The sequence below is a fragment of the Olsenella sp. An285 genome, from assembly GCF_002159625.1.
Lineage (GTDB): Bacteria > Actinomycetota > Coriobacteriia > Coriobacteriales > Atopobiaceae > Thermophilibacter > Thermophilibacter avicola.
Genome location: NZ_NFIZ01000004.1, coordinates 146,642 through 167,866 on the forward strand (window position 1 = coordinate 146,642; position 21,225 = coordinate 167,866).

General features: G+C 69.0%; 18 protein-coding genes. 12 read left to right on the forward strand and 6 right to left on the reverse strand.

All coding sequences use genetic code 11. The annotated features are described in order from the left end of the window. The first annotated feature begins 63 nt into the window (after positions 1-63). The 5 genes from B5F79_RS04220 (at position 64) to B5F79_RS04240 (ending at position 6,338) form a co-directional block, all read left to right on the forward strand. On the forward strand, positions 64-1,398 hold the full coding sequence (locus B5F79_RS04220) for an ABC transporter permease subunit (protein ID WP_241147248.1): 1,335 nt from the start codon (positions 64-66) through the stop codon (positions 1,396-1,398). After that, a complete protein-coding gene (locus B5F79_RS04225) occupies positions 1,388-2,251 on the forward strand; it encodes an amino acid ABC transporter ATP-binding protein (RefSeq protein WP_087217828.1) in 864 nt (287 codons plus the stop codon). Before B5F79_RS04220 ends, B5F79_RS04225 begins: the two co-directional genes overlap by 11 nt. A 174-nt stretch (positions 2,252-2,425) precedes the next feature. Then, on the forward strand, positions 2,426-3,100 hold the full coding sequence (locus B5F79_RS04230) for a response regulator transcription factor (protein ID WP_087217830.1): 675 nt from the start codon (positions 2,426-2,428) through the stop codon (positions 3,098-3,100). Positions 3,101-3,273: 173 nt separating this feature from the next. Continuing rightward, positions 3,274-4,776 carry a S1C family serine protease gene (locus B5F79_RS04235; protein ID WP_087217832.1) on the forward strand — a complete coding sequence of 501 codons (1,503 nt, stop codon included), beginning with the start codon at positions 3,274-3,276 and terminating at the stop codon, positions 4,774-4,776. Between the two features lie 95 nt (positions 4,777-4,871). After that, on the forward strand, positions 4,872-6,338 hold the full coding sequence (locus B5F79_RS04240; protein ID WP_087217834.1) for a DUF2130 domain-containing protein: 1,467 nt from the start codon (positions 4,872-4,874) through the stop codon (positions 6,336-6,338). Between the two features lie 2 nt (positions 6,339-6,340). Here the strand turns inward: B5F79_RS04240 and B5F79_RS04245 are convergent, their stop codons facing one another. Then, positions 6,341-8,098, reverse strand: a complete 1,758-nt coding sequence (locus tag B5F79_RS04245; RefSeq protein ID WP_087217836.1) for a 1-deoxy-D-xylulose-5-phosphate synthase — start codon at positions 8,096-8,098, stop codon at positions 6,341-6,343. A 199-nt stretch (positions 8,099-8,297) separates the two neighbouring features. Here B5F79_RS04245 and B5F79_RS04250 point away from each other — a divergent pair, with 199 nt between their 5' ends. Further along, a complete protein-coding gene (locus B5F79_RS04250) occupies positions 8,298-9,152 on the forward strand; it encodes a DegV family protein (protein ID WP_087217839.1) in 855 nt (284 codons plus the stop codon). A gap of 9 nt (positions 9,153-9,161) precedes the next feature. On the opposite strand, the gene B5F79_RS04255 is transcribed toward B5F79_RS04250, so the two are convergent. Further along, positions 9,162-10,097 (reverse strand): D-2-hydroxyacid dehydrogenase, encoded by a 936-nt coding sequence (locus tag B5F79_RS04255; RefSeq protein ID WP_087217841.1) that lies wholly within the window; start codon positions 10,095-10,097, stop codon positions 9,162-9,164. Positions 10,098-10,263: 166 nt separating this feature from the next. On the opposite strand from B5F79_RS04255, the gene feoB reads away from it, so the two are divergent. The 4 genes from feoB (at position 10,264) to B5F79_RS04270 (ending at position 14,766) form a co-directional block, all read left to right on the forward strand. Further along, positions 10,264-12,618, forward strand: coding sequence for a ferrous iron transport protein B (feoB, locus tag B5F79_RS04260; protein ID WP_087217843.1), 2,355 nt, complete (start codon positions 10,264-10,266; stop codon positions 12,616-12,618). 98 nt (positions 12,619-12,716) lie between these two features. Beyond that, positions 12,717-13,490 carry an LOG family protein gene (locus tag B5F79_RS04265; RefSeq protein ID WP_087217845.1) on the forward strand — a complete coding sequence of 258 codons (774 nt, stop codon included), beginning with the start codon at positions 12,717-12,719 and terminating at the stop codon, positions 13,488-13,490. Between the two features lie 293 nt (positions 13,491-13,783). Beyond that, positions 13,784-13,921: a hypothetical protein gene (locus B5F79_RS10970; protein ID WP_158094837.1), complete on the forward strand. Its 138-nt coding sequence runs from the start codon at positions 13,784-13,786 to the stop codon at positions 13,919-13,921. Positions 13,922-13,998: 77 nt separating this feature from the next. Continuing rightward, positions 13,999-14,766, forward strand: coding sequence for a TVP38/TMEM64 family protein (locus B5F79_RS04270; RefSeq protein WP_241147249.1), 768 nt, complete (start codon positions 13,999-14,001; stop codon positions 14,764-14,766). Positions 14,767-14,814: 48 nt separating this feature from the next. Here the strand turns inward: B5F79_RS04270 and B5F79_RS04275 are convergent, their stop codons facing one another. Further along, positions 14,815-15,069, reverse strand: coding sequence for an HPr family phosphocarrier protein (locus tag B5F79_RS04275; RefSeq protein WP_087217847.1), 255 nt, complete (start codon positions 15,067-15,069; stop codon positions 14,815-14,817). Positions 15,070-15,213: 144 nt separating this feature from the next. Between B5F79_RS04275 and B5F79_RS04280 the strand changes: the two genes are divergently transcribed. Then, entirely contained in the window at positions 15,214-15,723 is a 510-nt protein-coding gene (locus B5F79_RS04280; RefSeq protein WP_087217849.1) for a DNA-deoxyinosine glycosylase, read from the forward strand. Positions 15,724-16,058: 335 nt separating this feature from the next. On the opposite strand, the gene B5F79_RS04285 is transcribed toward B5F79_RS04280, so the two are convergent. The 3 genes from B5F79_RS04285 to B5F79_RS04295 all read right to left on the reverse strand — a co-directional run bounded on the left by B5F79_RS04285 (position 16,059) and on the right by B5F79_RS04295 (position 19,939). Continuing rightward, the gene (locus B5F79_RS04285; protein ID WP_087217851.1) at positions 16,059-17,009 is read right to left on the reverse strand and encodes a carbohydrate kinase family protein; all 951 of its coding nucleotides are present in this window, start codon (positions 17,007-17,009) and stop codon (positions 16,059-16,061) included. 236 nt (positions 17,010-17,245) lie between these two features. Further along, complete coding sequence (locus tag B5F79_RS04290) at positions 17,246-18,769, reverse strand: glycoside hydrolase family 32 protein (protein ID WP_087217853.1); 1,524 nt, start codon at positions 18,767-18,769, stop codon at positions 17,246-17,248. 186 nt (positions 18,770-18,955) lie between these two features. Beyond that, a complete protein-coding gene (locus B5F79_RS04295) occupies positions 18,956-19,939 on the reverse strand; it encodes a LacI family DNA-binding transcriptional regulator (protein ID WP_087217855.1) in 984 nt (327 codons plus the stop codon). 369 nt (positions 19,940-20,308) lie between these two features. Here B5F79_RS04295 and B5F79_RS04300 point away from each other — a divergent pair, with 369 nt between their 5' ends. Further along, on the forward strand, positions 20,309-21,199 hold the full coding sequence (locus B5F79_RS04300) for a LysR family transcriptional regulator (protein ID WP_158094838.1): 891 nt from the start codon (positions 20,309-20,311) through the stop codon (positions 21,197-21,199). Positions 21,200-21,225 lie beyond the last annotated feature (26 nt).

Genomic DNA, 21,225 nt, shown 5'->3' on the forward strand with positions numbered 1-21,225 from the left:
CCTGCCAAAAGGAGCCAGTCCCCAACTGACAGGCCCCTTTGCACGACTGGAAACGGAGGAAGCATGCAGCACAGACGGGGGGCTCTTCTCGTTGCCCTCGCGCTGGCGCTGACGGGCGTCTTTGCCACGACGCTCGCGGTGCCGCAGCCCGCCCAGGCGCTCACCACCGAGAAGGCCACCGCCCGCCCCAACGAGGACGGCGGCGACGGCGTCATCGGCGGTCTGGACACGCGCCTCACCTGGGAGGGCACGGTCGAGCCTGGCGAGGAGGTCACCTCGGTCACGCTGACCCTGCCGGAGGGCTCCACGTTCGACGGCTCCACGACGCGCATCACCGCGCTCGAGGGCCTCAAGCGCATGGACGTCACCGGCGAGGCCGCCCCCGCGGGCGAGTCCATCACGGTGAGCTTTGACCAGCCCGTCCCCGAGGGGTCGCTCCTGCGCCTTGAGATCACGAACATGCAGTTCCCCTCGGAGGGAGGGGAGTGCGTCGTCTCCGGAACCTATGTGAGCGGCGGTGAGACCCACGACCTCACGGCATCCAAGCCCATCGAGACCATCGCCAACACCCCGCTGCAGTCGATCGTCAACTGGCTCGACGAGCAGCCCTGGGTGGAGGCGTGGAACTCCAACCAGTTCCTCGGCATGTTCCTCAAGCCCCAGCTGCTCGTGACGTCCTTCTCGTCCCTCGCGCCGGGCTGGATCTTGTGCCTGGGCATCGTGGTGGCTGCCTACCCGTTTGCCATTGCGCTCGGCCTGCTGTTCGCCATGCTCAAGATCTCCAAGTGGCGAATCCTGCGTGCCGTCGCGGTGATCTACATCAACGTGCTGCGAGGCACGCCGCTCTTCCTGCAGATCTACATCATGTTCTTTGGCCTGCCGATGCTCAACATCAACATCGACAACAACATCCTGGGCATCATCGTCATGGCTATCAACTCCTCGGCCTACCTGGCCGAGATCTTCCGCGCGGGCATCCAGTCCATACCGCAGGGTCAGTACGAGGCTGCGAGCTCGCTCGGCATGAACTACGTGCAGACGATGTTCACCATCATCCTTCCGCAGACCGTGCGCCGCGTGATCCCCACGGTGACGAGCGACTTCATCACCGCGTTCAAGGACACCTCGCTGCTCTCCTCGGTGGGTGTCATGGAGCTCATGATGTTCTCCAAGAACCTCACCACGGTCTCGGGCAACATCACGCCGTACGTGGCCGCCGGCATCTTCTACCTCATCGTCACGCTGCCTCTGATCAAGGTCGTGAGCATCGTGGAGGAGAACATCGCCCGTTCCGAGCGCGGGGGCGGCCCGCGCCCCAAGCGCCGCGCCGACGTCGCGGACAACGCCGCCGCACAGATTGCCGCCCAGTCCAAGGAGGTCGCCGCCGATGTCTGCTAAGCTGCGCCACCGCGCCCCGGCCATCGAGGTCCCGCCCGCGCTGCCGGCGGAGGAGGCCGCACGCATCGCCTACGCCAACGACCAGGGCCTCACGAGCCACCACTTCACGCCCGGCGAGCACCCCATCGTGCGCATCGAGCACCTCAACAAGAGCTTCGACGACACGCTCGTGCTCAAGGACGTCAACCTCAACGTCTGGCCCGGCGAGGTCGTGGTGGTGCTGGGTCCCTCGGGCTCCGGCAAGTCCACGATGCTGCGCTGCATCAACCTGCTCGAGACGCCGAGCGCCGGCCACATCCTCATCGAGGACGACGAAATCACCAACAAGAGCTCCGCGGAGGTCAACAAGCTCCGTCGCGACGTGGGCATGGTCTTCCAGCAGTTCAACCTCTTCCCGCACCTCACGGCCAAGGAGAACGTGATGATTGGCCAGACCAAGGTGCTCAAGCGCTCAAAGGAGGAGGCCGAGGCCGAGGCGCTCAAGCAGCTTGCCGCGGTTGGTCTGGCGGACCGCGCCGACTTCAAGCCCGCCCAGCTCTCCGGTGGCCAGCAGCAGCGCGTGGCCATCGCCCGCGCCGTTGCCATGCATCCCAACGTGCTGCTCTTCGACGAGCCCACCTCCGCCCTCGACCCCGAGCTCGTGCGCGGCGTCCTCGACGTCATGCGCGACCTCGCGGAGAACTCGGGCATGACCATGATCGTGGTCACGCACGAGATGGGGTTCGCCCGCGACGTGGCCGACCGTGTTGTCTTCATGGAGGACGGCGTCGTGGTGGAGCAGGGCCTGCCCGAGAAGGTCTTCGACAACCCCGAGAACGCCCGTACGGCGGAGTTCCTCGGCAGTATCAACTAGGCTCCCCAGCTGCCGCTCGTTTGAAACCTTTCATTTCAGAACTGTTAACCGCGCTTTCGAGACCGTTTCCGAGCTGCGGTTCGTTTACGAAGTTCTGACAACGCCCCCGTATCATTCGGGGGCGTTGTGCTAATCTTTTCCAATACATGTGCACATTATCCGGGAGGCCAGAGGATGCACCACAAGAACATCCTGCTCATATCCGCCACCACGCGCCTGCACGATCGCATGCGCGAGCTCTCGCATGCCATTGACGTCTCCATCGCTCTCGCGACCGAGGAGACCTTCTCCCAGGCCGTCTCGTCCGGCCACGAGTTCGACCTCGTCATCCTCGACGGCGAGGGCATGAGCCAGGACATCCTCAACGCGGTGGACTCGTTCGTGGCGGAGAACGGCTTCGTCCCCATGCTGCTCGTCCAGGACCCCGACAAGCTCTCGACCCTGCGCATGCCCATGCAGGGCAAGAACGACTTCATCCTCTCCACCGCTGGCGTCGCCGAGTTCGAGGTGCGCTGCTCGCTTCTGCTGTGGCCCGGCGAGGAGAGCGCGCCCGCGGACATCGTGACCGTGGACAACATGACCATCAACCTGGCCACCTACCAGGTCTACATCGACGAGAAGCCCGTTGACTTGACCCTCATGGAGTACTCGCTGCTCTCCTTCCTGGCCACCCACCCCTCCCGCGCCTACTCGCGCGAGACGCTCCTCCATCGCGTGTGGGGCTTCGAGTACTGTGGCGGCACGCGCACGGTGGACGTGCACATCCGTCGCGTGCGCTCCAAGGTTGGCCCCCAGGTGGCGAGCCACATCGTCACCATCCGCGGCGTGGGCTACCTCTTCCGCGTGTAGCCCCCGCATGGCCCGGGGCGCGCCCGCTTCAGGGTCTTTCAGTAAACCGAAAGCGTCGTGCCGGGAAGATGGTCTTCCCGGCACGCTTGCTATCGGGTCCGCGCACAGGGGTACATTCCCACTTGGAAGGCAACCCCGCGCCGCCCGGCGCGAGTCTTTGAAGGAAGGCAGACATGAGCGACTATCCGTTTGACTCCTCCAACCAGGGCTCCCAGAGCCCCCAGAGCCCGTACGAGCGCACCGACGGCGCCCACGCGGGCCAGTCTGGCTCCGGCAGCCCCTCGAACGGCTCCTCCGGCAGGGTCCCGCCCTCGCCCTTCGAGTCCGTCCCCGGCTTTGATGACGACGCCCAGGGTGCCGGCCAGACCCGGAGCGGTCATGCCCAGCACGCCCAGACCCAGGCGCAGCCCAAGGTGAGCGTCGAGGGCCCGCTGGCGCCCGCGCCCGAGCCCCCCAAGGAGAAGAAGCCCCGTCCCGGCCTGCACGCTGCGCTCGCCGGGCTCCTGGGTGGCGTCGTGGGCGCGGCGGCGCTCACGGGCGCGCTCTATGCTGGCGGCGTGATCGGCCCCACCACCGTCGTCCAGCAGACCGGGGCCTCCGGTCAGCAGGTGACCATCAACCCCAGCGATGAGGACACCACCGTCGCCAACGCCGTCGCCGCGAAGGCGCTGCCCTCCGTGGCCACCGTCTACTGCACCTACGCCAACGGCGAGGGCATGGGCTCAGGCGTCATCTACGACACCGAGGGCAACATCATCACCAACAACCACGTGATCGAGAACGCGGAGAGCATCACCGTCACCATCAACGGCAAGAGCTACAGCGCCTCCCTCGTGGGCACCGACCCCTCGAGCGACGTCGCCGTGGTCAAGGCGGACCTCCAGGGCGACTCCGTGACCCCCATGGAGATCGGCAACTCCGATGACCTGCAGGTGGGCGACTGGGTCATGTCCGTGGGCAGCCCCTTCGGCCTCGAGAACTCCGTCTCCCAGGGCATCGTCTCCGCGCTCTCGCGCAACACCCTGCTCGAGAACTCCGAGGGCAACACCCTCTACACCAACCTCATCCAGACCGACGCCACCATCAACCCCGGCAACTCCGGCGGCGCGCTCGTTGACGCCGAGGGCAAGCTCGTGGGCATCTGCACGCTCTTCTCGTCCGACACCGAGAGCTTCGCGGGCATCGGCTATGCCATCCCGGGCAACTACGCCACGGAGATCGCAGACAAGATCATCGCGGGCGAGACGGTCACCCATGCCTACATCGGCCTCACGATGCAGACCGTGAACGCGCAGAACGCCTTCCGCAACAACCTGTCTGTCGACCAGGGCGCCTACGTGGTCGAGGTTGCCGAGGGCGGCCCCGCCGCCGCGGCCGGCATCCAGACGGGTGACGTCATCACCAAGATCGGCGACGAGAGCATCTCCTCCGCCGACGCGGCCATCCTGGCCGTGCGCTCCCACAGCGAGGGCGAGACCGTGCCCGTGACCGTCATGCGCGGTGACCAGGAGATGACCTTCGACGTGACGCTGGGCTCCGACGAGGCGCTCCAGGAGCAGCAGGAGCAGCAGAACCAGACCGTTAACGTCAACGGCCAGGACGTCTCCCTCGAGGACCTCATCGACCTCTATCAGCAGTACCAGGAGCAGCAGTACAGCCCCTTCGGCGGACGCTAGCGCCCAACAGGACCGGCGACTCGGGGACCCGCGGAGCACCTCCGCGGGTCCTCTTTTTGGGCTACCCTAGAGGAAGTCAACGAAACGGGGGAGCCATGGCAGAGATCAGGTGCCCGCACTGCGGCGAGGTCTTCCAGGTGGACGAGACCGAGTACGCTCAGATCGTGCGGCAGGTGCGCGACGCCGAGTTCAGGCGCGAACTCGAGGCTCGGGAACGCCTGGCGGAGCGCGAGCGCGCGAGCGCGGTGGAGGCGGCGGAGGCGCGCGTGCGCCAGGAGGCCGAGCGCGGCATGGCCGAGAAGGACGCCGAGCTCGCGCGCCTTCGCACCGAGGTCGAGCGCGGGAAGGACGCCCTCTCCCTGGAGCGCGCGGCCGCCGAGAAGGACCTCGCTGAGCGCCTGGCCGAGTCCCAGCGGCGCATATCCGCCCTCGAGGCCCAGCTCGAGGCTCGTGACGCCTCCTTCGCCACCGAGAAGGAGCTGGCGGTCACCAGGGCCACCGGCGAGCAGGGCCAGCGCATCGCCGAGCTCGAGGGCGACCTCCGAGCGGCGAGGCTCGAGCGCGACCAGGTTGAGGCCTCGCTTCGCCAGCAGCTGGTGGAGCAGGCAAACCACAAGGACCAGACCATCCGCGACCGTGAGGACGAGATCGAGCGCCTGCGCAACCAGCGCGCGCGGCTCACGACCAAGCTCATCGGCGAGACGCTGGAGCAGCACTGCGAGATGGAGTTCAACCGCTGGCGGTCCCTGGGCTTCCGCGACGCCGAGTTCCACAAGGACAACGAGGTCGTGGGCGGCTCAAAGGGCGACTACGTCTTCCGCGAGACGGGCCCAGACGGCGTCGAGGTCGTCTCCATCATGTTTGAGATGAAGAGCGAGGAGGACGCCTCGACCGAGCGGAGCCGTCACAAGAACGAGGACTTCTTCCGCAAGCTCGACCAGGATCGCCGCAACAAGGGGTGCGAGTACGCGGTGCTCGTGTCCCTCCTCGAGCCGGAGAGCGAGCTCTACAACGCCGGCATCGTGGACGTCTCCTACGAGTACGAGAAGATGTACGTCATCCGCCCGCAGTTCTTCATCCCCATGATCACGCTGCTCAGAAACGCCGCGCTCAACGCCGTCGAGTACCGCAGGGAGCTCGCTGAGATTCGCCAGCAGAACATCGACATCACGCGCTTCGAGGACGCCCTCGAGGACTTCAAGGACAAGTTCGGAAGGAACTACGAGAGCGCGAGCCGCAAGTTCAGCGCCGCCATCGAGGAGATTGACAAGGCCATCGCGCGCCTCCAGAAGGTGAAGGAGAACCTCACCTCGTCCGAGAACCAGCTGCGCCTGGCCAACAAGAAGGCCGACGAGCTCACCATCAGAAAGCTCACGTGGAAGAACCCCACCATGCGGGAGAAGTTCGCCGAGGCCAGGGCGGAGGCCGCGGGCGCGACGGCGGGGAAGGACGAGAAGACCGAGAAGGACGAGAAGGACGAGAAGGACGAGAAGGACGAGAAGGACGAGAAGGACGAGAAGGACGAGAAGGACGAGGCCCTGGAGCCCGACGCCGTGGAGTAGGCTTACGTGCGAAGCAATCCCAGGACGTCCGCGGTGACGCCCTCGACCGTCATGCCGCAGCGGCCGAGAAGGACCTCGGGCTCGTAGCGGTCCTCGAACGCGAGCGGCAGGCCGTAGCAGCGCACGCGCACGTCGTGGCAGGCGAGGGCACGGGCGACGCGCTCCCCGAAGCCGCCCTCGAGGACGCCGTCCTCGAGCGTGACCAGCAGTCCGTGGTCGGCGGAGAGCCGGCTGAGCAGGCCCTCGTCGGCGGTTGTGGCCTGGCGCGGGTTCACGAGGGTCGCCCTCACGCCGCGCTCGGCCAGCGCATCGGCGATCTTCTCGCCCAGCGGAAGGAGGTCGCCTAGGGCGAGGATCGCCACGTCGCCGCCGCGCCGCACGATCTCCCAGCCGCGTGCGTAGCCGGCGGCGGGCCGCTCGAAGTTGGGGCGAGACTCCACGCTCGCCACGGGCACGCGAATGGCCACGGGTCCGTTCTCCTGCTCGAGCGCCCACGAGAGCATGTCGAGGTACTCCTCGCGGCAGGTGGGGGCGAGGTAGGGGAGGCCCGGCATGGCGCCGAGCATGGGGATGTCAAAGAAGCCGAGGTGCGTGGCGTCGGTGGTGCCGTACGCCGAGGCGCCAAAGACCAGCAGCACCGCCGGCATGGCGTTGAGGCAGAGGTCGTGCCAGAGCTCGTCGTACGCGCGCTGGAGGAACGTGGCGTAGACGCCCAGCACGGGGCGGGCGCCCCCACGGGCGAGCCCGGTCACGAAGGTGACGGCGTGCTCCTCGGCGATGCCCACGTCCACGAAGCGGCTGCCCGCGCGCTCGCGCATCTCGGGCGTGAAGCCCATGATGTAGGGAGTGGCGGCGCTCACGGCAACGAGGCGGGGATCGCGCTCCATGCGCTCAGCAAGATACGCACCCGTGATCCTGGCGTAGTCCTCGCTCGCGCCGGGGACGGCCGGGGCGCCGGTGGCCACGTCAAAGGGGACGGCGTGGTGCCAGCTCTCGGGGTCGGCCAGGGCGGGGGCATAGCCGCGGCCCTTCTGCGTGTGAACGTGGAGCACCACGGGGCGGCCGCAGCCCCGCAGCTCGGAGAGGGCCGCCTCGATGGCGGAGACGTCGTGCCCCTCGCCGAGGTAGCGGTAGTCGAAGCCCAGGGCGCGGAAGACGTTGTGCGCCGCGGCGCCCCGGGTGGCGCGGAGCTCGGCGAGGTTGCGGTAGATGCCGCCGTGGTTGGGGGCGATGGACCACTCGTTGTCGTTGATGACCACGATGATGCCGCTGCCCAGGGCGGCGGCGTTGTCGAGGCCCTCGAAGGCAAGCCCGCCCGAGAGCGCGCCGTCGCCGATGACGGCCACCACGTCGTACTTCTCGCCCGCGAGGTCGCGCGCCGCGGCGAGGCCGCAGGCGAGGCTCACCGAGGTCGAGGTGTGCCCCATGGCAAAGAGGTCGTGCTCGGACTCGCGCGGGTTGGAGAAGCCGGAGACGTCCTCGTAGTGCGCCGGGTCGAGAAACGCGAGCGCTCGCCCGGTGAGCATCTTGTGCGGGTAGGTCTGGTGGGAGACGTCAAAGACCACCTTGTCGCGGGGCGTCTCAAAGACGCGATGGAGCGCCACGGTGAGCTCCACGACGGCGAGGTTGGACCCCATGTGGCCGCCCACGGCGGCGGAGCTCTCGATGACCGCCCGGCGAATCTCCTCGCAGAGCGCGGGGAGCGCGGAGGAGGGGAGCGCGCGAACGTCACTCGGGGCATTGATCTGCTCGAGGTACATGCTCCCCCTCTCGTTCCCTTCCACTATCAGTTGCAGCTTACTAGCTTCTCACATTTGAGCCCCCAAGTTGTGTTGCGTCTGCGGAAAGGGGGCCAAAGGCGACTGCTCGCCGAAACGCTCGGGCCGCCCGTGGGAGAGGGCTGCGCGCGCAGGTACACTTTGCATACTTGAGCGCCGAGACCCGAGAGGAACAGACAACATGGCAGACATCGTCATCACCGCCGAGACCGGCTGCGACGTCCCCGCCGCTGAGGCCGCCGAGCTTGGAATCGTGCTCGTCCCCATGCACGTCTCCATGGGGAGCAGGACCATCGACGACGGCGAGCTCTCCGCCGCCGAGATGCTCGAGCAGTGCCGCCAGCTCGGCGTGCTGCCCAAGACGAGCGGCTGCACCCCAGGTGACTTCCAGGTGGTCTTCGACCGCATCCACGAGGAGCGCCCCGACGCGCAGATCCTTCACCTCGCGTACTCCGCGGTGACGACCTGCTCCCTGGAGTCCGCCATCGCAGCCTCGCAGGGCCGCGACTACGTCACCGCCATCGACACCGCGCACGTGACCATTGGCCAGGGCCTCGTCGTGCGCGAGACGCGCCGCTGGGTGGCGGAGCACCCCGAGGCAACGGTGGACGAGGCGCGCGCCTTTGCCGAGGACCTCTCCTCCCGCGTGCGCATGGCGTTTCTCCCCGGGGACCTGGGCTACCTGCGCGCCGGGGGGCGCCTCTCCAACGCGGCCTTCCTGGGGGCCACGCTCCTCAAGATCAAGCCGGTCGTCGAGCTTCTGGAGGGCAAGCTCGTGGCCACCAAGAAGCTGCGCGGCTCCATGTCCTCAGCGGCACTCGCGCTGGTGGACTACCTCGTCCTGCGCGAGGAGTTCGACCCCGCGCGCATCGTCTTCGTGAAGTCCCCGGGCCTGCCGGACCAGGTGCGCGACCTTGTGACCGACCACGCGAGCGACCTGGGCTTCCGGGAGATCGAGTGGTACGACACCGGTGACGTCATTACCTCGCACTGCGGGCCGGGCGCCCTTGGCGTGGCCTTCGCGGTGAGGGGGTAGCGACGCCGCCTACGCAACCCGCACGAGGTTGCGGAGCTCCTCGCCGGCCTGGAGGCGCCGCAGGTTCTCCGCGGCTATGCCCACGATGTTGTCGAGCGTGACCGCGAGGTGGAACCAGCCGGAGACGTGCGGCGTCACGAGGGCGCCCGGCGTCTCCCAGAGCGGGTGGTCCGCCGGAAGGGGCTCGGGGTTCGTGACGTCGAGCGAGGCCCCCGCCAGGTGCCCGGACTCGAGCGCCTCGATGAGGTCCTCCGTGACCACGAGGTCGCCCCGGCCGCCGTTGGCGAAGTACGAGCCCGGCTTCATCGCGCCAAAGAACTCCGCGTCCGCGAGGCCGCGCGTCTCGGGCGTGCTCGGCAGGAAGGCGACCACGACGTCGGCCTCGGGCAGGAGCGCGGGGAGGTCCTCCATCGTGGCCATCCGCTCGAAGGGGGCCCTCGCCTCCACCGGCGTGCGCCTCACGCCGGTGACGCGCGCGCCGAGCGCGGACGCGAGGTCGGCGAAGTGCGTGCCGATGTCGCCTGCGCCCAGCACGAGGACGCTCGAGCCGCGCAGCGTGGTGACGCTGCCCTCGTCCGTCCAGGTGTGGGCGTGCTGGTCGTCGTGATAGGAGGGGAGGCGCTTGATCTGGGAGAGCACCATCGCGAGCATGTGCTCGGAGACCGCCTGCCCGTACGCCCCGGAGGCGCAGGCCACGCGCGCGCCCGCCGCCATCGGGGCCGTCACGTAGTTGTCGTAGCCGGCGGAGTGGAGCTGCAGGAAGCGCAGGCGCGGCGCCTCCACGAGGCGCGCCGGCGCCAGGTTGCCCACGATGACCTCGGCCTCGGCCACCTGCTCGGGGGCGACGGCGCGCTGGTCCGCGTAGATGAAGCTCGCCTCGGGCGCCGCGGCCTCGAGCCTCTCGCGTTGGGCGTCGTCAACGGGGAGCAGCACTAGGACGTTCATGGGGCCTCCTCGGGCTCGTGCCGCGGAGCGCCGTCGGAGCGGCGCGGTCTTCCTGGCATCTTGTTCTTCTCGCCCATTCTAGCCCGGGGTTCGGCCAAATGCGTTGTGCCAGGGACCATGTCTCGGGCTACAATGGCGTCCGAACGGAGTCACGGAGAGGAACCCCATGAATCTTGACCAGCTCGAGATTGGCAAGGACGCGGTCGTGGCGTCGGTGGACTGCGACGAGCCCTCGCTGCGCCAGCACATCCTGGACATGGGGCTCACCCCCGGCGTGGAGGTCACGCTGATGAAGCGGGCCCCCATGGGCGACCCGCTGGAGATCCGCCTGCGCGGCTACGAGCTCACGCTGCGCCGCGACGACGCGGCGCACATCGCGCTCACGCAGGTGCACGACATGCACGATGCGCCGCGCGGCAACGAGCGCCTTGAGGCCGCGCCCCACCCTGCCATCGGCGAGAGGTACGCGCCGCGCAGCGCGGGCACGGCAATCCCCGAGGGCCGCCCGCTCAAGCTGGCGCTCGCCGGCAACCAGAACTGCGGCAAGACCACGCTCTTCAACGCGCTCACGGGCTCCAACCAGCACGTGGGCAACTTCCCGGGCGTCACCGTGGACCGCAAGGACGGCCAGATCAAGGGTCATCCCGAGGTCACGGTGACGGACCTGCCGGGCATCTACTCGCTCAGCCCGTACACGAGCGAGGAGGTCGTCTCCCGCCGCTTCATCCTCGAGGACAACCCGGACGCGATCATCGACATCGCGGACGCCACCAACATAGAGCGCAACCTCTACCTCACGCTCCAGCTCATGGAGCTCGACCGGCCGATGGTGCTCGCCCTCAACATGATGGACGAGCTCACGGCCAACGGCGGCACCGTGAGCGTGAACCGCCTGGAGGCGGCGCTCGGCATCCCCGTGGTGCCCATCTCCGCCGCGCGCGAGGAGGGCATCTCCGAGCTCGTGGAGCACGTGCTGCACGTGGCGCGCTTCCGCGAGCATCCGGGGCGCGTTGACTTCTGCGCGGCGGACGGGCCGGACCACGGCGCGCTCCACCGCTGCATCCACGGCATCTGCCACATCATCGAGGACCACGCCGCCGCCGCGAGCCTTCCGGTGCGCTTTGCCGCGACCAAGCTCATCGAGGGCGACCAGCTGGTCATGCGCGCCCTCGGCCTGCAGCGCAACGAGCTCGACGCCGTGGAGCACATCATCACGCAGATGGAGGAGGAGTCCGGGCGCGACCGCATGGCGGCGCTGGCGGACATGCGCTTCTCGTTCATCGAGGGCGTCTGCGCCGAGTGCGTGGTCAAGCCGCACGAGAGCCGTGAGCACGCGCGCTCGGTGGCGGCCGACCGCATCCTCACGGGCAGGTACACCGCCATCCCCGTGTTCGTGGGCATCATGGCGCTCGTCTTCTGGCTCACCTTCGACCTCATTGGCCAGCGGCTCTCCGACCTCCTGGCGCTGGGCATCGAGTGGGTGACCGCGCAGGCGGACGCGGCGCTCACGGCCTTTGGCATCAACCCCGTGGTGCACAGCCTCGTGATCGGCGGCGTCTTCGCGGGCGTGGGCAGCGTGCTCAGCTTCCTGCCCATCATCGTGGTGCTCTTCATCCTGCTCTCCATCCTCGAGGACTCCGGGTACATGGCGCGAGTGGCCTTCGTTATGGACAAGCTGCTGCGGCGCCTGGGCCTCTCCGGCCGCAGCTTCGTGCCCATGCTCATAGGCTTCGGCTGCAGCGTGCCCGCCATCATGGCCACGCGCACCCTGCCCTCCGAGCACGACCGCAAGATGACGGTCATGCTCACGCCGTTCATGAGCTGCTCGGCAAAGGTCCCGGTCTACGCGCTCTTCTCGGCCGCGTTCTTCCCGGAGGCGGCCCCGCTCGTGATGATCGGGCTCTACCTCATGGGCATCGTGGTGGGCATCCTCGTGGCGCTCGTGCTCAAGGGCACGGCCTTCAAGGGGGACCCGGTCCCGTTTGTGATGGAGCTCCCCAACTACCGCATGCCCGCGCCGCGCACCGTGGCGCGCCTGGCCTGGGACAAGGCCAAGGGCTTTGCCACCAAGGCGTTCACGATCATCTTCGTGGCGAGCGTGGTGATCTGGTTCCTGCAGAACTTCGACATCCGCCTCAACGTGGTCACGGACCAGAGCGCGAGCATGCTCGCCGCGCTGGGCGCGCTCCTGGCCCCGCTCTTCGCCCCTCTGGGCTTTGGCTCGTGGGAGGCCGCGGCGGCGCTCGCGGCGGGCTTCGGCGCCAAGGAGAACGTGGTGGCCACGCTCACGGTGCTCATGGGCGGATCCACGGCCGGGCTCTCCACGCTCTTCTCGCCCCTCACGGCCTTCACGTTCCTGACGTTCACGCTCCTGTACACCCCGTGCGTGGCCGCCGTCTCGGCCGTCAAGGGCGAGCTGGGCACGCGCATGATGTGGGCCGTGATTGCCATGCAGTGCGGCGTGGCATGGGTCGTGGCCCTGGTGGTGCGCCTCGTGGGCCTGGCGCTCGGGCTCTCGTAGGGCTCGTGGCCCAAAACGGGTACACAAAGGCTATGGCGCAGCTTACCCGCAGCTGACGCCGGGCGCGTAACGTAGAGCGCCCGACCAGAGGAGGCACCATGGCAGACGAGAAGAACTTCGACCTCACCGCCCCGCACGACGAGCCCCTGGGCCAGACCTACCACCGCGGCCCCGTGATTCTGCGCGGGCCGATGATTCCCAGCAACACGACCACGGGCAACCTGCTCGCGCCCGAGGGGGACACGGACTGGCTGCACATGGACCCGTGGCGCGTCCTGCGCATCCAGGCCGAGTTCGTGGACGGCTTCGGCGCGCTCGCGGAGCTGGGGCCGGCGGTGAGCGTGTTCGGCTCCGCCCGCACCCCGCGCACGGACCCGACGTATCGCGCAGCGCGCCACGTGGGACGAAAGCTCGCCGAGGCGGGCGTGGCCGTGATCACGGGTGGCGGCCCGGGCATCATGGAGGCTGCCAACTGCGGCGCCGCTCGCGCGGGCGGCACGTCGGTGGGCCTGGGCATCGAGCTCCCGCACGAGCAGGGCATCAACAAGTGGGTCAACCTGGGCATCACCTTCCGCTACTTCTTCGTGCGCAAGACGATGTTCGTCAAGTACTCGAGCGGCGCGATCATCTTCCCGGGCGGCTTTGGCACGCTGGACGAGGCCTTCGAGCTGCTGACGCTCGTGCAGACGCACAAGGTCACGCGCGTGCCCGTGGTGCTCTTTGGCTCGGAGTACTGGAACGGCCTCATGGGGTGGCTCGAGGAGACCGTGGCAGGCTTCGGCAACATCTCGCCGCTCGACCCCGACCTCGTGATGGTCACGGACGACGAGGACGAGGCCGTGCGCGTGGCGCTCTCCGTCATCCGCGGCTAGCTTCCGTCGGTAGAAACCTTACCAAAGCGTCACCCGACAGTAAGCCCAATCGATGGGCATGTGCCCTCCTAGCTGGGAGAATGGGGTCAACCCAGAGCGGGGGGCACGCATGACTCGGACGTGCCCCTCTCGCTCGGGGTCCTGCGGATCCAACGAGAGGGGCACGCCATGTCGCATCACCTGTCAGAGAGGTCCATGCTCGTCTGCTGTCTTACGCTCTCGCTCTTCCTGGGCGGCGCGGCGTTTGCGATGCTCGTGCACGCGGCGCGCGCGGCGGGGCTGTAGGGGCGCCCATGCTGGCCATGGGGCACGCGCTCGCCGCCGCGGCGCGGCTTGGCCACCTGGCGCGCATCGCGGCGCTGGGCGTCGCGCTCTTGGTGGTGGCTCGGCTGCCGCGGGGCGGTGCCCGATCGGGCGGGCTCCTCACGTAAGCGTCCTGCAAGCGTTGGCTCAGGGCGTGGCGCAGGAGCGCCGCTCATGGCACTATGTTCTGGCGAAGGGAGACGGCGTGAGCAAGAGGACCGCTGACAACGAGATTTCCGCGCGGGGCGACGCGCGCGCCACGGCCGAGAAGGACGCGGCCGCCGCGGGCGCCGACGGGAGCCTCGCGCGCCGCCGTGCCATCGTGCTCGCGGTTGCCGCAGCGGTGCTCGCCGTCCTCGCGGCGTGCTGCGTCATCTGGATGCCCGAGGTCTACGCGTGGGCGTCCGACCCGGCGGCCGTGCGCGCCTTCGTGTCCGAGCACGCGGTCCTCTCGCGCCTTGCCGTGGGCGGCATCAACGCGCTCCAGATCGCCCTTGCGTTTCTCCCCGGGGAGCCCGTGGAGCTGGCGAGCGGGTACGCCTTCGGCTTCTGGGAGGGGACGCTCGTGTGCATGGCGGCGAGCGCCGCTGCCTCGAGCGCCATCTACTGGGCGGTGCGCCGGTGGGGCTGGTCGCTCGTGGGGCTCTTCTTCGACCGCAGCCACCTCGACCGCTTTGCCTGGCTCCATGACGCGCGCAAGCTCGAGCTCGTCATGCTGGTGGTGTTTCTCATCCCGGGCACGCCCAAGGACTTCCTCACGTACTTCGCCGGGCTCACGAGCATGCGCTTCCCGGCCGTGCTCGCCATCACCACGCTCGGGCGCATCCCGTCGATCGTGACCTCCACCGTGGCGGCGTCCGCCTTCGGCAGCGGCAACTACGGGGTCGCCGTGGGCTCGGTCGCGGTTGCCGTGGCGCTTGCCGCTGCGGGTGGCGCGCTGTACCGGCGCTTCGAGGCGCACGTCCGCGGGTAGGGTGCGAGCCCGCGTTCTTCTCGCCCGCCGCGCGCGACCATCTCATCGCTAGAACGTCTTGAGCAACTTCTCTATGGCAACGCTCGCCGTTGCCTCGTCCGCGCCCTCTACGCGCACGACCACGTGCTGCCCCGTGCGCACCCCGAGCATCATGAGCTCGAGCGTCTGCTTGGCGTCCACCGTGCGCCCCGCGTGCTCGAGGGTGACCCGGCTGCGCCACCGCGCGGCCTCGCTGGCAAGGAGCACCGCGAGCTGCACGTGCAGCCCCAGCGGGTCCGTGATCTCACAGGGTAGCTCTACCATGGGGTTCCTCTCGGGGGAGGGGCGGTCATGCCCATGACTACGTTACGCTCGCCCGGGGTGCGCTCACCCGGAGAACTCGCCGAGCGCGCGGCGCGCCGTCGGCGGACGGTAGCTTTGGGGCCGCGAGCGCGCTACCATGGGCCCATGGCAGACTACCAGCGCATATCCCACGGGTTCGACCCGGTCTTCGACGAGCACAGCCGCGTGCTCGTGCTGGGGTCGTTTCCCTCGGTCCTCTCGCGTGAGAACCGCTTCTACTACGGCAACCCGCGCAACCGCTTCTGGCGCGTCATGTCAGACGTCCTGGGCGAGCCGGTGCCGGCGGTGGATGACGTGGACGCCAAGCGCGCGCTCCTCCTGCGACACGGCGTCGCGCTCTGGGACGTGATCGAGTCCTGTGACGTGCGGGGCTCCTCGTACGCCTCCATCAGAAACGTCGTCCCCGCGGACGTGGCTCGGATCACGGGCGCGGCGCCCGTCGGTGCCGTCCTCTGCAACGGGGGCACGGCGGGTCGGCTGTATCGTCGCTGGCTCGAGCCCGTGACGGGCATCGCCGCCGAGGTGCTGCCCTCCACGAGTCCGGCCAACGCCTCGTGGTCGCTCGAGCGTCTGGAGGCGCGCTGGCGCGAGGCCCTGCTCGCCGCGCTTGGGTAGGGCCAGACCGGGGGACGGCTCCCGGTTGGCTGGCCGGCGGGCGCGGGGCCGCTCTCGGGCGGCGCCCGGGCACGTTCCCGGACACGTTTTCGGGCACGTTCCCGGACACGTAACAGTCACCGTTTGAGTTTCTCCCGATTTTTATCTCGTGATATAGAACACTAAATCAAACGGTGAGTGTTACGTGATGAGTGCGGGCACGGGCGCACGCGGGCGTGACGGGCGCACGTGGGCGTGACGGGCGCCCGCGGGCGCACGCCGCGCGGGACGGCGCAGCAAAAAGCCCCCGGCGCCGCGAGGACGTCGGGGGCAGGGGGAGAGCCGTGGCGCGCCGCCTAGGCGAGAAGGGCCTCGACCTCGGTGCGCTCGGGCATGGCGGGGATGGCGCCGCGCTTGCGGACGCAGAGCGACGCCACGGCGTTGCCCAGGCGCGCGAAGCCCGCGGCGTCCTCGAGCGTGACCTCGCCCGCGGCCTTGCCGCTCTCGCAGAAGCCCGCGAGGAAGCCGCCCCAGAACGAGTCGCCGGCGCCCGTGGCGTCCACGGCGTCCGCGGGGAAGCCCGGGACCTCGGCGCCGCCCTCGGAGGTGCGCACGTAGGCGCCGCCGGCTCCGAGCGTCACGGCTACGACCTTGGGACCCTGGGCCAGGAGCGCCTCGGCCGCCGCGGCCGGGTCGGCCTCGCCCGTGAGCAGCGCGCACTCCTCGTCCGAGAGCTTCATGAGGTCCATCTGCGGCACCACGGTGCGCATCTGCTCCACCGCGGCGTCGACGGAGGGCCAGAGGTTGGCGCGGTAGTTGGGGTCGTAGGAGAGGGTGCAGCCGGCCTCGCGCGCGCACGCGAGCGCGGCGAGCGTGGCGGAGCGGGCGGGCTCGTCCGTGAGGGAGAGCGAGCCCACGTGGAAGACGCGCGACGCGGCGATCACGTCACGAGCCAGCTCGTCGGCGGTGATGCGGGTGTCCGCGCCGGGCTTGCGGGCGAAGGAGAACTCGCGCTCGCCGTCGGCGGAGAGCGCCACGAAGGCGAGCGTTGTGAAGGCGTCCGGGTCGCTGATGAGCCCCGTGGTGTCGATGCCCTGCTCCTCCAGGGTGGCGCGCAGGAACTCGCCGTGCATGTCCTGGCCCACCTTGCCCAAAAAGGCGGTCTTGTGCCCGAGCTTCTGCAGCGCCACGAGCACGTTGGCCGGCGCGCCGCCCGCGTTGCGCTCGAAGAGGCGCTGGCCGCCTGCGGAGGTGCCGGCGTCGGTGAAGTCTATGAGGAGCTCGCCCAGTGCAGAGACGGAGAACATGAGGGGTCCTTTCGGTTGCGGAATCGATTTCACCTTCCAGTATGACGCTCGCGCCCCGGTCGCGCGGCTCTTCTCGGCAAACGGTCCTCCCTGCCGCCCGCCGGCCTGTTGGTGACGCAGGCATGGCGTCGGGGGCCGTGGGGGCGATGCCGGGCCGGCACGGGCCTGGGCCCGTCGCGCCAGGCGCGGCCGGCACCCGCCCTGCGAGCCCCCGTTGGGAAGCGGCTTCGGCCGCGCTACCCGCGCGGTCGGCGCACGGCCAGCCGGCTCGCTCGCAGCGTGCCGCCCTCGGCAACGAGGGCCAGGGCGCGCGGGCCTGGGCCGGGCAGGCTGTAGGCGCTCAACATCTGGGCGCCGTCCCCAACAAAGACCTCGACCGACCCACGGTCGAGAAGGACGCGCAGCGTAAGCTCTCCGCCGGCGAGCTGGCTCTCCGCGACCGGAGCCGCGCGGTAGCCGCGCTCGCCCGCGCGCGCCGCCAGGCGGTCGAGCGCCACGCGGCGGGTCTGGTCGTCGTAGCCCACGTAGGTGAAGCCGCCGTCCGCGGTGGCGTGCACCTTGAGGCCGCAGCGCTCGGCCGTCGAGGCCCCCAGGTCGAGCGTGACGTCGACGCAGCCAACGGCGAGGTCCCCCGCGACCACCAGCTCCTCGTTCGCCGCGAGCTCGAGCGCTCCGAGCTCGCTCGCGGGGCCCCAGAGCGCCTCCAGCTCGCGCGCGGGCGCGCACCGCAGCGCGCCGTCCGCTCCCAGCGCAAGCTCGCGCGGCACGGTGAGCTGGCCGCACCAGCCGTCATCCTGCGTGGGCAGCGCGCCGCCGTTGGGGCTCATCCACCCCATGAGGATGCGGCGGCCGTCCGGCGCCTCGAGCGTCTGCGGCGCGTAGAAGTTCTGGCCCCAGTCGAGCGGGCGAAAGTCCCCCTCGGGCACGAAGGGCCCGCCAGGCCGCCACGTGCCCACCAGATAGCCGGCATTGTTGAAGTTGCGGAAGCGGTAGCCGCTCGGCCGAGCGCCCATGGCGGAGAAGCAGAGCACCCAGCGGCGGGCTCCGTCCGGTGCCTCGAGCTCAAAGAAGTCGGGGCACTCGAGCATGTAGACGCTTGGGTCGGGGTGGCGGTAGAGCACGCCCGCGGGGCGCCAGGAGAGCAGGTCCTCCGAGCGATGGAGCACGATCTCCCCGCGGCCGTCCGGGGAGCGACGGCCAACGACCATGAGCCACGCGTCACCCTGGCGCCAGACCTTGGGGTCGCGGAAGTCCCGCAGGCCCTCGGGGTTTCCCACGACGACGCCGCGCTTCTCGAAACGGATGCCGTCCGCGGAGGTGGCCAGGCACTGGACCTCGAGGTTGCCGTCGTCCTCGTTCACCCCGTTGCGCCATCGGTGCGCGGTGTAGAACGCGTAGAGGAGCCCGTCCGGGCCGGTCAGGGCGGATCCCGAGTAGACGCCTGCGCGCTCCGCCTCAAGGCTCGGCGCCAGGGCGACGGGCTCCGGGCGCCAGTGGGCGAGGTCGGCGCTCGAGGCGTGCCCCCAGTGCATGGGGCCCCACTGCGTTCCAAAGGGGTGCAGCTGGAAGAACGCGTGCCAGCGGCCGTTGTAGTGGCACAGGCCGTTGGGGTCGTTGATCCAGCCGCCGGGGGAGGTCACGTGGAAGGTCGGGTACCAGCGGTCGAGCCTCGTGGCGGCTTGCTCGGCCACGCCCTGGTCGGCGCGGGCGAGCGCCTGCTCGTGCGACGTGAAGGGGGCATTGGGATCGTCCCGAACCATGGGACCTCCTCTGGGGCGCGCCCGTCGTGCCGGGCTGGATCGTTTTTCGAAGTCGTCTCAACCCCAGTATGACGCATGCGAGAAGGACGTGCCGCCCGCGGGGGGGGGCGACCATGGGGCGCCCGAGCGCACGCGAGGCAGGTGGGGCGCCCCCCATGACGTGCGCGGGTGCCGGAGCGTGGCGGCCTAGCGCGTGGAGTTCCTCGTGACCACCTCGTAGCCCATCTTGATCTTGCGGGAGACGTACTCCTCGCCGGTCATGAAGCCCACGAGCATCCGGGCGGCCTCGGTGCCGGAGGTCTTGTAGTGGTTGTGCACGGTGGTGAGCGTGGGCGTGACGATCTGGGAGATCTCCGAGTCGTCTATGCCCGTGACCACCACCTCGTCGGGCACGCGGTGCCCGTACTCGCGCAGGCACGTGAGCGCCCCGTAGGCGATGGAGTCGGTGGCGCAGACGATGCCGTCGAGCTCGGGGTACTCCTCCAGGAGCGCCTCCGCCTGCTCGTAGCCCGAGTCCACGGTGAACTCCGCCACGCGCATCGCGCGCTCGGGGACCTCGACCCCGGCCTCGACGCAGGCGGCGAGAAAGCCCTTCCGGCGCATCTGGCCCACGGCCACGTCCGCCTCGAAGACGCCGATGTAGGCGGGGTGCCGGGAGGTGCGCAGGGCCACGGAGGCCACGTCGTGCATGGCATCGAGGTCGTTCTGGAACACGCAGGAGCAGCACTCCACGTTCTGATCGAGCACCACCACCGGCACGGGGAGGGAGGCGATGGCCTCCTCGTGCTCGGGCGTGACCACGGTGGCTATGAGGATGACGCCGTCCACCTGGTTCTTCTCGGAGAAGAGGCGGAGAAACTCGACCTCGCGCGCCGCGTCGTTCGAGGTGTTGGCAAGCAGCACCTGGTAGCCGGCCTCGTTGAGCACGGGCGTGATGCCCGCGACCATGCGGCTGACCGATGCCGAGTTGATCTTGGGTATGATGACGCCCACGACGTTGGTCTTGCCGGTGCGCAGCGTCTTGGCCTGGCGCGACGGCACGTAGCCGGTCTTCTCTATCACGCGGCGAATGGCCGCGCGCTTCTCCTGGCTCACGTAGCCGTCGTTGAGGTAGCGCGAGACGGTGGCGCGCGACACGCCTGCCATCTGGGCAATCTGGTTGATGTCCATGTGTAACTCCCCCTTATCCAGAGTGTATCTCAGACGACTCTGGGGAGGTGAGAACAATCCCGGGTGACAAGCCACGATTGGGGCGGCGAACATCCTTGGGCGGTCTGGCGGCGCCGGAACGTTGGAAGGGTACCATGGTGGCGAGAAGAACGGCGTGCCTGCAGGTTCAAGCACGTGTGACGGGATATGTGACGGCGTGGGGGAGCGCTGGCGGGGATGCCACTGGCGCGCCGATTTGCCGTGGGAGCTGCGATTCTAAACCGTGCCTTGAGGGAAGCCCGATGAGCTGGGACTGATTTGGCCCTGTGGGATAATACTAAGGCTATTCATGTCAACAATGTGTTGCCTACAGGTTTCGAGGGACCGTTCGTGAACATTAAGCAGCTCAGGTACGTTACCGCGATTCTATCCACGGGGAGCTTCTCCTCCGCAGCAGCATGCGAGGGCGTCTCCGTGCAGGCAGTCTCCAAGGCAATGTCGGAGCTCGAGGGAGAGGTGGGCGAACCGCTCTTCATCCGAACGAGCAGCGGCGTGAGCCCCACCCCGCTGGGGGAGGCCTTTGGCTCGCGCGCGAACAAGGTCCTCGCCGAGTTCGACTCCCTCGAGCGTTTCGTCCGCTCGCACGACCGCGGCTCCGGCATGGGCGGACGCTTCTCCATGGGGTTTTGCATGCCGCCCTTTCAGGAGGTCGACCGGTACTGCTCGCTCGTGAAGGTCGTCGCGGAGCGCGCGCTCGGCTGCCAGGTCGAGGTCCTTCTCACCAACGGCGACGACTGCGTTGAGGAGCTCAGGGCCGGCCGCTTTGACGCCCTCATCACCGTCGGGCCCATCAAGGCGGACGGCGTGGTCTGCGGGAGCCTGGGCACCATGGCCCCCATGGTGGTCATGTCCCAGGACAACCCGCTCGCCAAGAAGAGCGAGCTCACGATCGAGGACATCAGCACCTGCCCGGTGCTCCTTGCCCCTGACTTCGAGCACTTCAACGAGAGCGTGTGCATGGCCTACGTCTGCCGGGGCGTCACCTCGGAGCTCGTGGAGGTCTGCGACGGCGAGGCCTATCGCACCTTCCTGTTTGACCGCAACGGCCTCTCCTTCATAATGGGCAGCGAGTTCCTCGGCAAGCTCGAGGGGTGCGTGGTGCGCCCGATTGCCGCGCGCGACAGGCTGGCGGTTCCCATCTGCTTCTCCACGCTCGCGGGGTCCGGCCTGAGCTACCTCGAGTTCGCCCGGGCGCTCGTGAAGATGAAGATTCTCTCGTAGCGGGCGTCCATCGAACGAGGAAACCG

Bases quoted from the DNA above. Each gene is read 5' to 3' on its own strand.
- B5F79_RS04295 (WP_087217855.1), bottom strand. From the start codon at position 19,939: ATGGACATCAACCAGATTGCCCAGATGGCAGGCGTGTCGCGCGCCACC.
- B5F79_RS04275 (WP_087217847.1), bottom strand. From the start codon at position 15,069: ATGGTAGAGCTACCCTGTGAGATCACGGACCCGCTGGGGCTGCACGTG.
- B5F79_RS04280 (WP_087217849.1), top strand. From the start codon at position 15,214: ATGGCAGACTACCAGCGCATATCCCACGGGTTCGACCCGGTCTTCGAC.
- B5F79_RS10970 (WP_158094837.1), top strand. From the start codon at position 13,784: ATGCTGGCCATGGGGCACGCGCTCGCCGCCGCGGCGCGGCTTGGCCAC.
- B5F79_RS04225 (WP_087217828.1), top strand. From the start codon at position 1,388: ATGTCTGCTAAGCTGCGCCACCGCGCCCCGGCCATCGAGGTCCCGCCC.
- B5F79_RS04255 (WP_087217841.1), bottom strand. From the start codon at position 10,097: ATGAACGTCCTAGTGCTGCTCCCCGTTGACGACGCCCAACGCGAGAGG.
- B5F79_RS04230 (WP_087217830.1), top strand. From the start codon at position 2,426: ATGCACCACAAGAACATCCTGCTCATATCCGCCACCACGCGCCTGCAC.
- B5F79_RS04285 (WP_087217851.1), bottom strand. From the start codon at position 17,009: ATGTTCTCCGTCTCTGCACTGGGCGAGCTCCTCATAGACTTCACCGAC.
- B5F79_RS04290 (WP_087217853.1), bottom strand. From the start codon at position 18,769: ATGGTTCGGGACGATCCCAATGCCCCCTTCACGTCGCACGAGCAGGCG.
- feoB (WP_087217843.1), top strand. From the start codon at position 10,264: ATGAATCTTGACCAGCTCGAGATTGGCAAGGACGCGGTCGTGGCGTCG.
- B5F79_RS04235 (WP_087217832.1), top strand. From the start codon at position 3,274: ATGAGCGACTATCCGTTTGACTCCTCCAACCAGGGCTCCCAGAGCCCC.
- B5F79_RS04240 (WP_087217834.1), top strand. From the start codon at position 4,872: ATGGCAGAGATCAGGTGCCCGCACTGCGGCGAGGTCTTCCAGGTGGAC.
- B5F79_RS04265 (WP_087217845.1), top strand. From the start codon at position 12,717: ATGGCAGACGAGAAGAACTTCGACCTCACCGCCCCGCACGACGAGCCC.
- B5F79_RS04245 (WP_087217836.1), bottom strand. From the start codon at position 8,098: ATGTACCTCGAGCAGATCAATGCCCCGAGTGACGTTCGCGCGCTCCCC.
- B5F79_RS04250 (WP_087217839.1), top strand. From the start codon at position 8,298: ATGGCAGACATCGTCATCACCGCCGAGACCGGCTGCGACGTCCCCGCC.
- B5F79_RS04220 (WP_241147248.1), top strand. From the start codon at position 64: ATGCAGCACAGACGGGGGGCTCTTCTCGTTGCCCTCGCGCTGGCGCTG.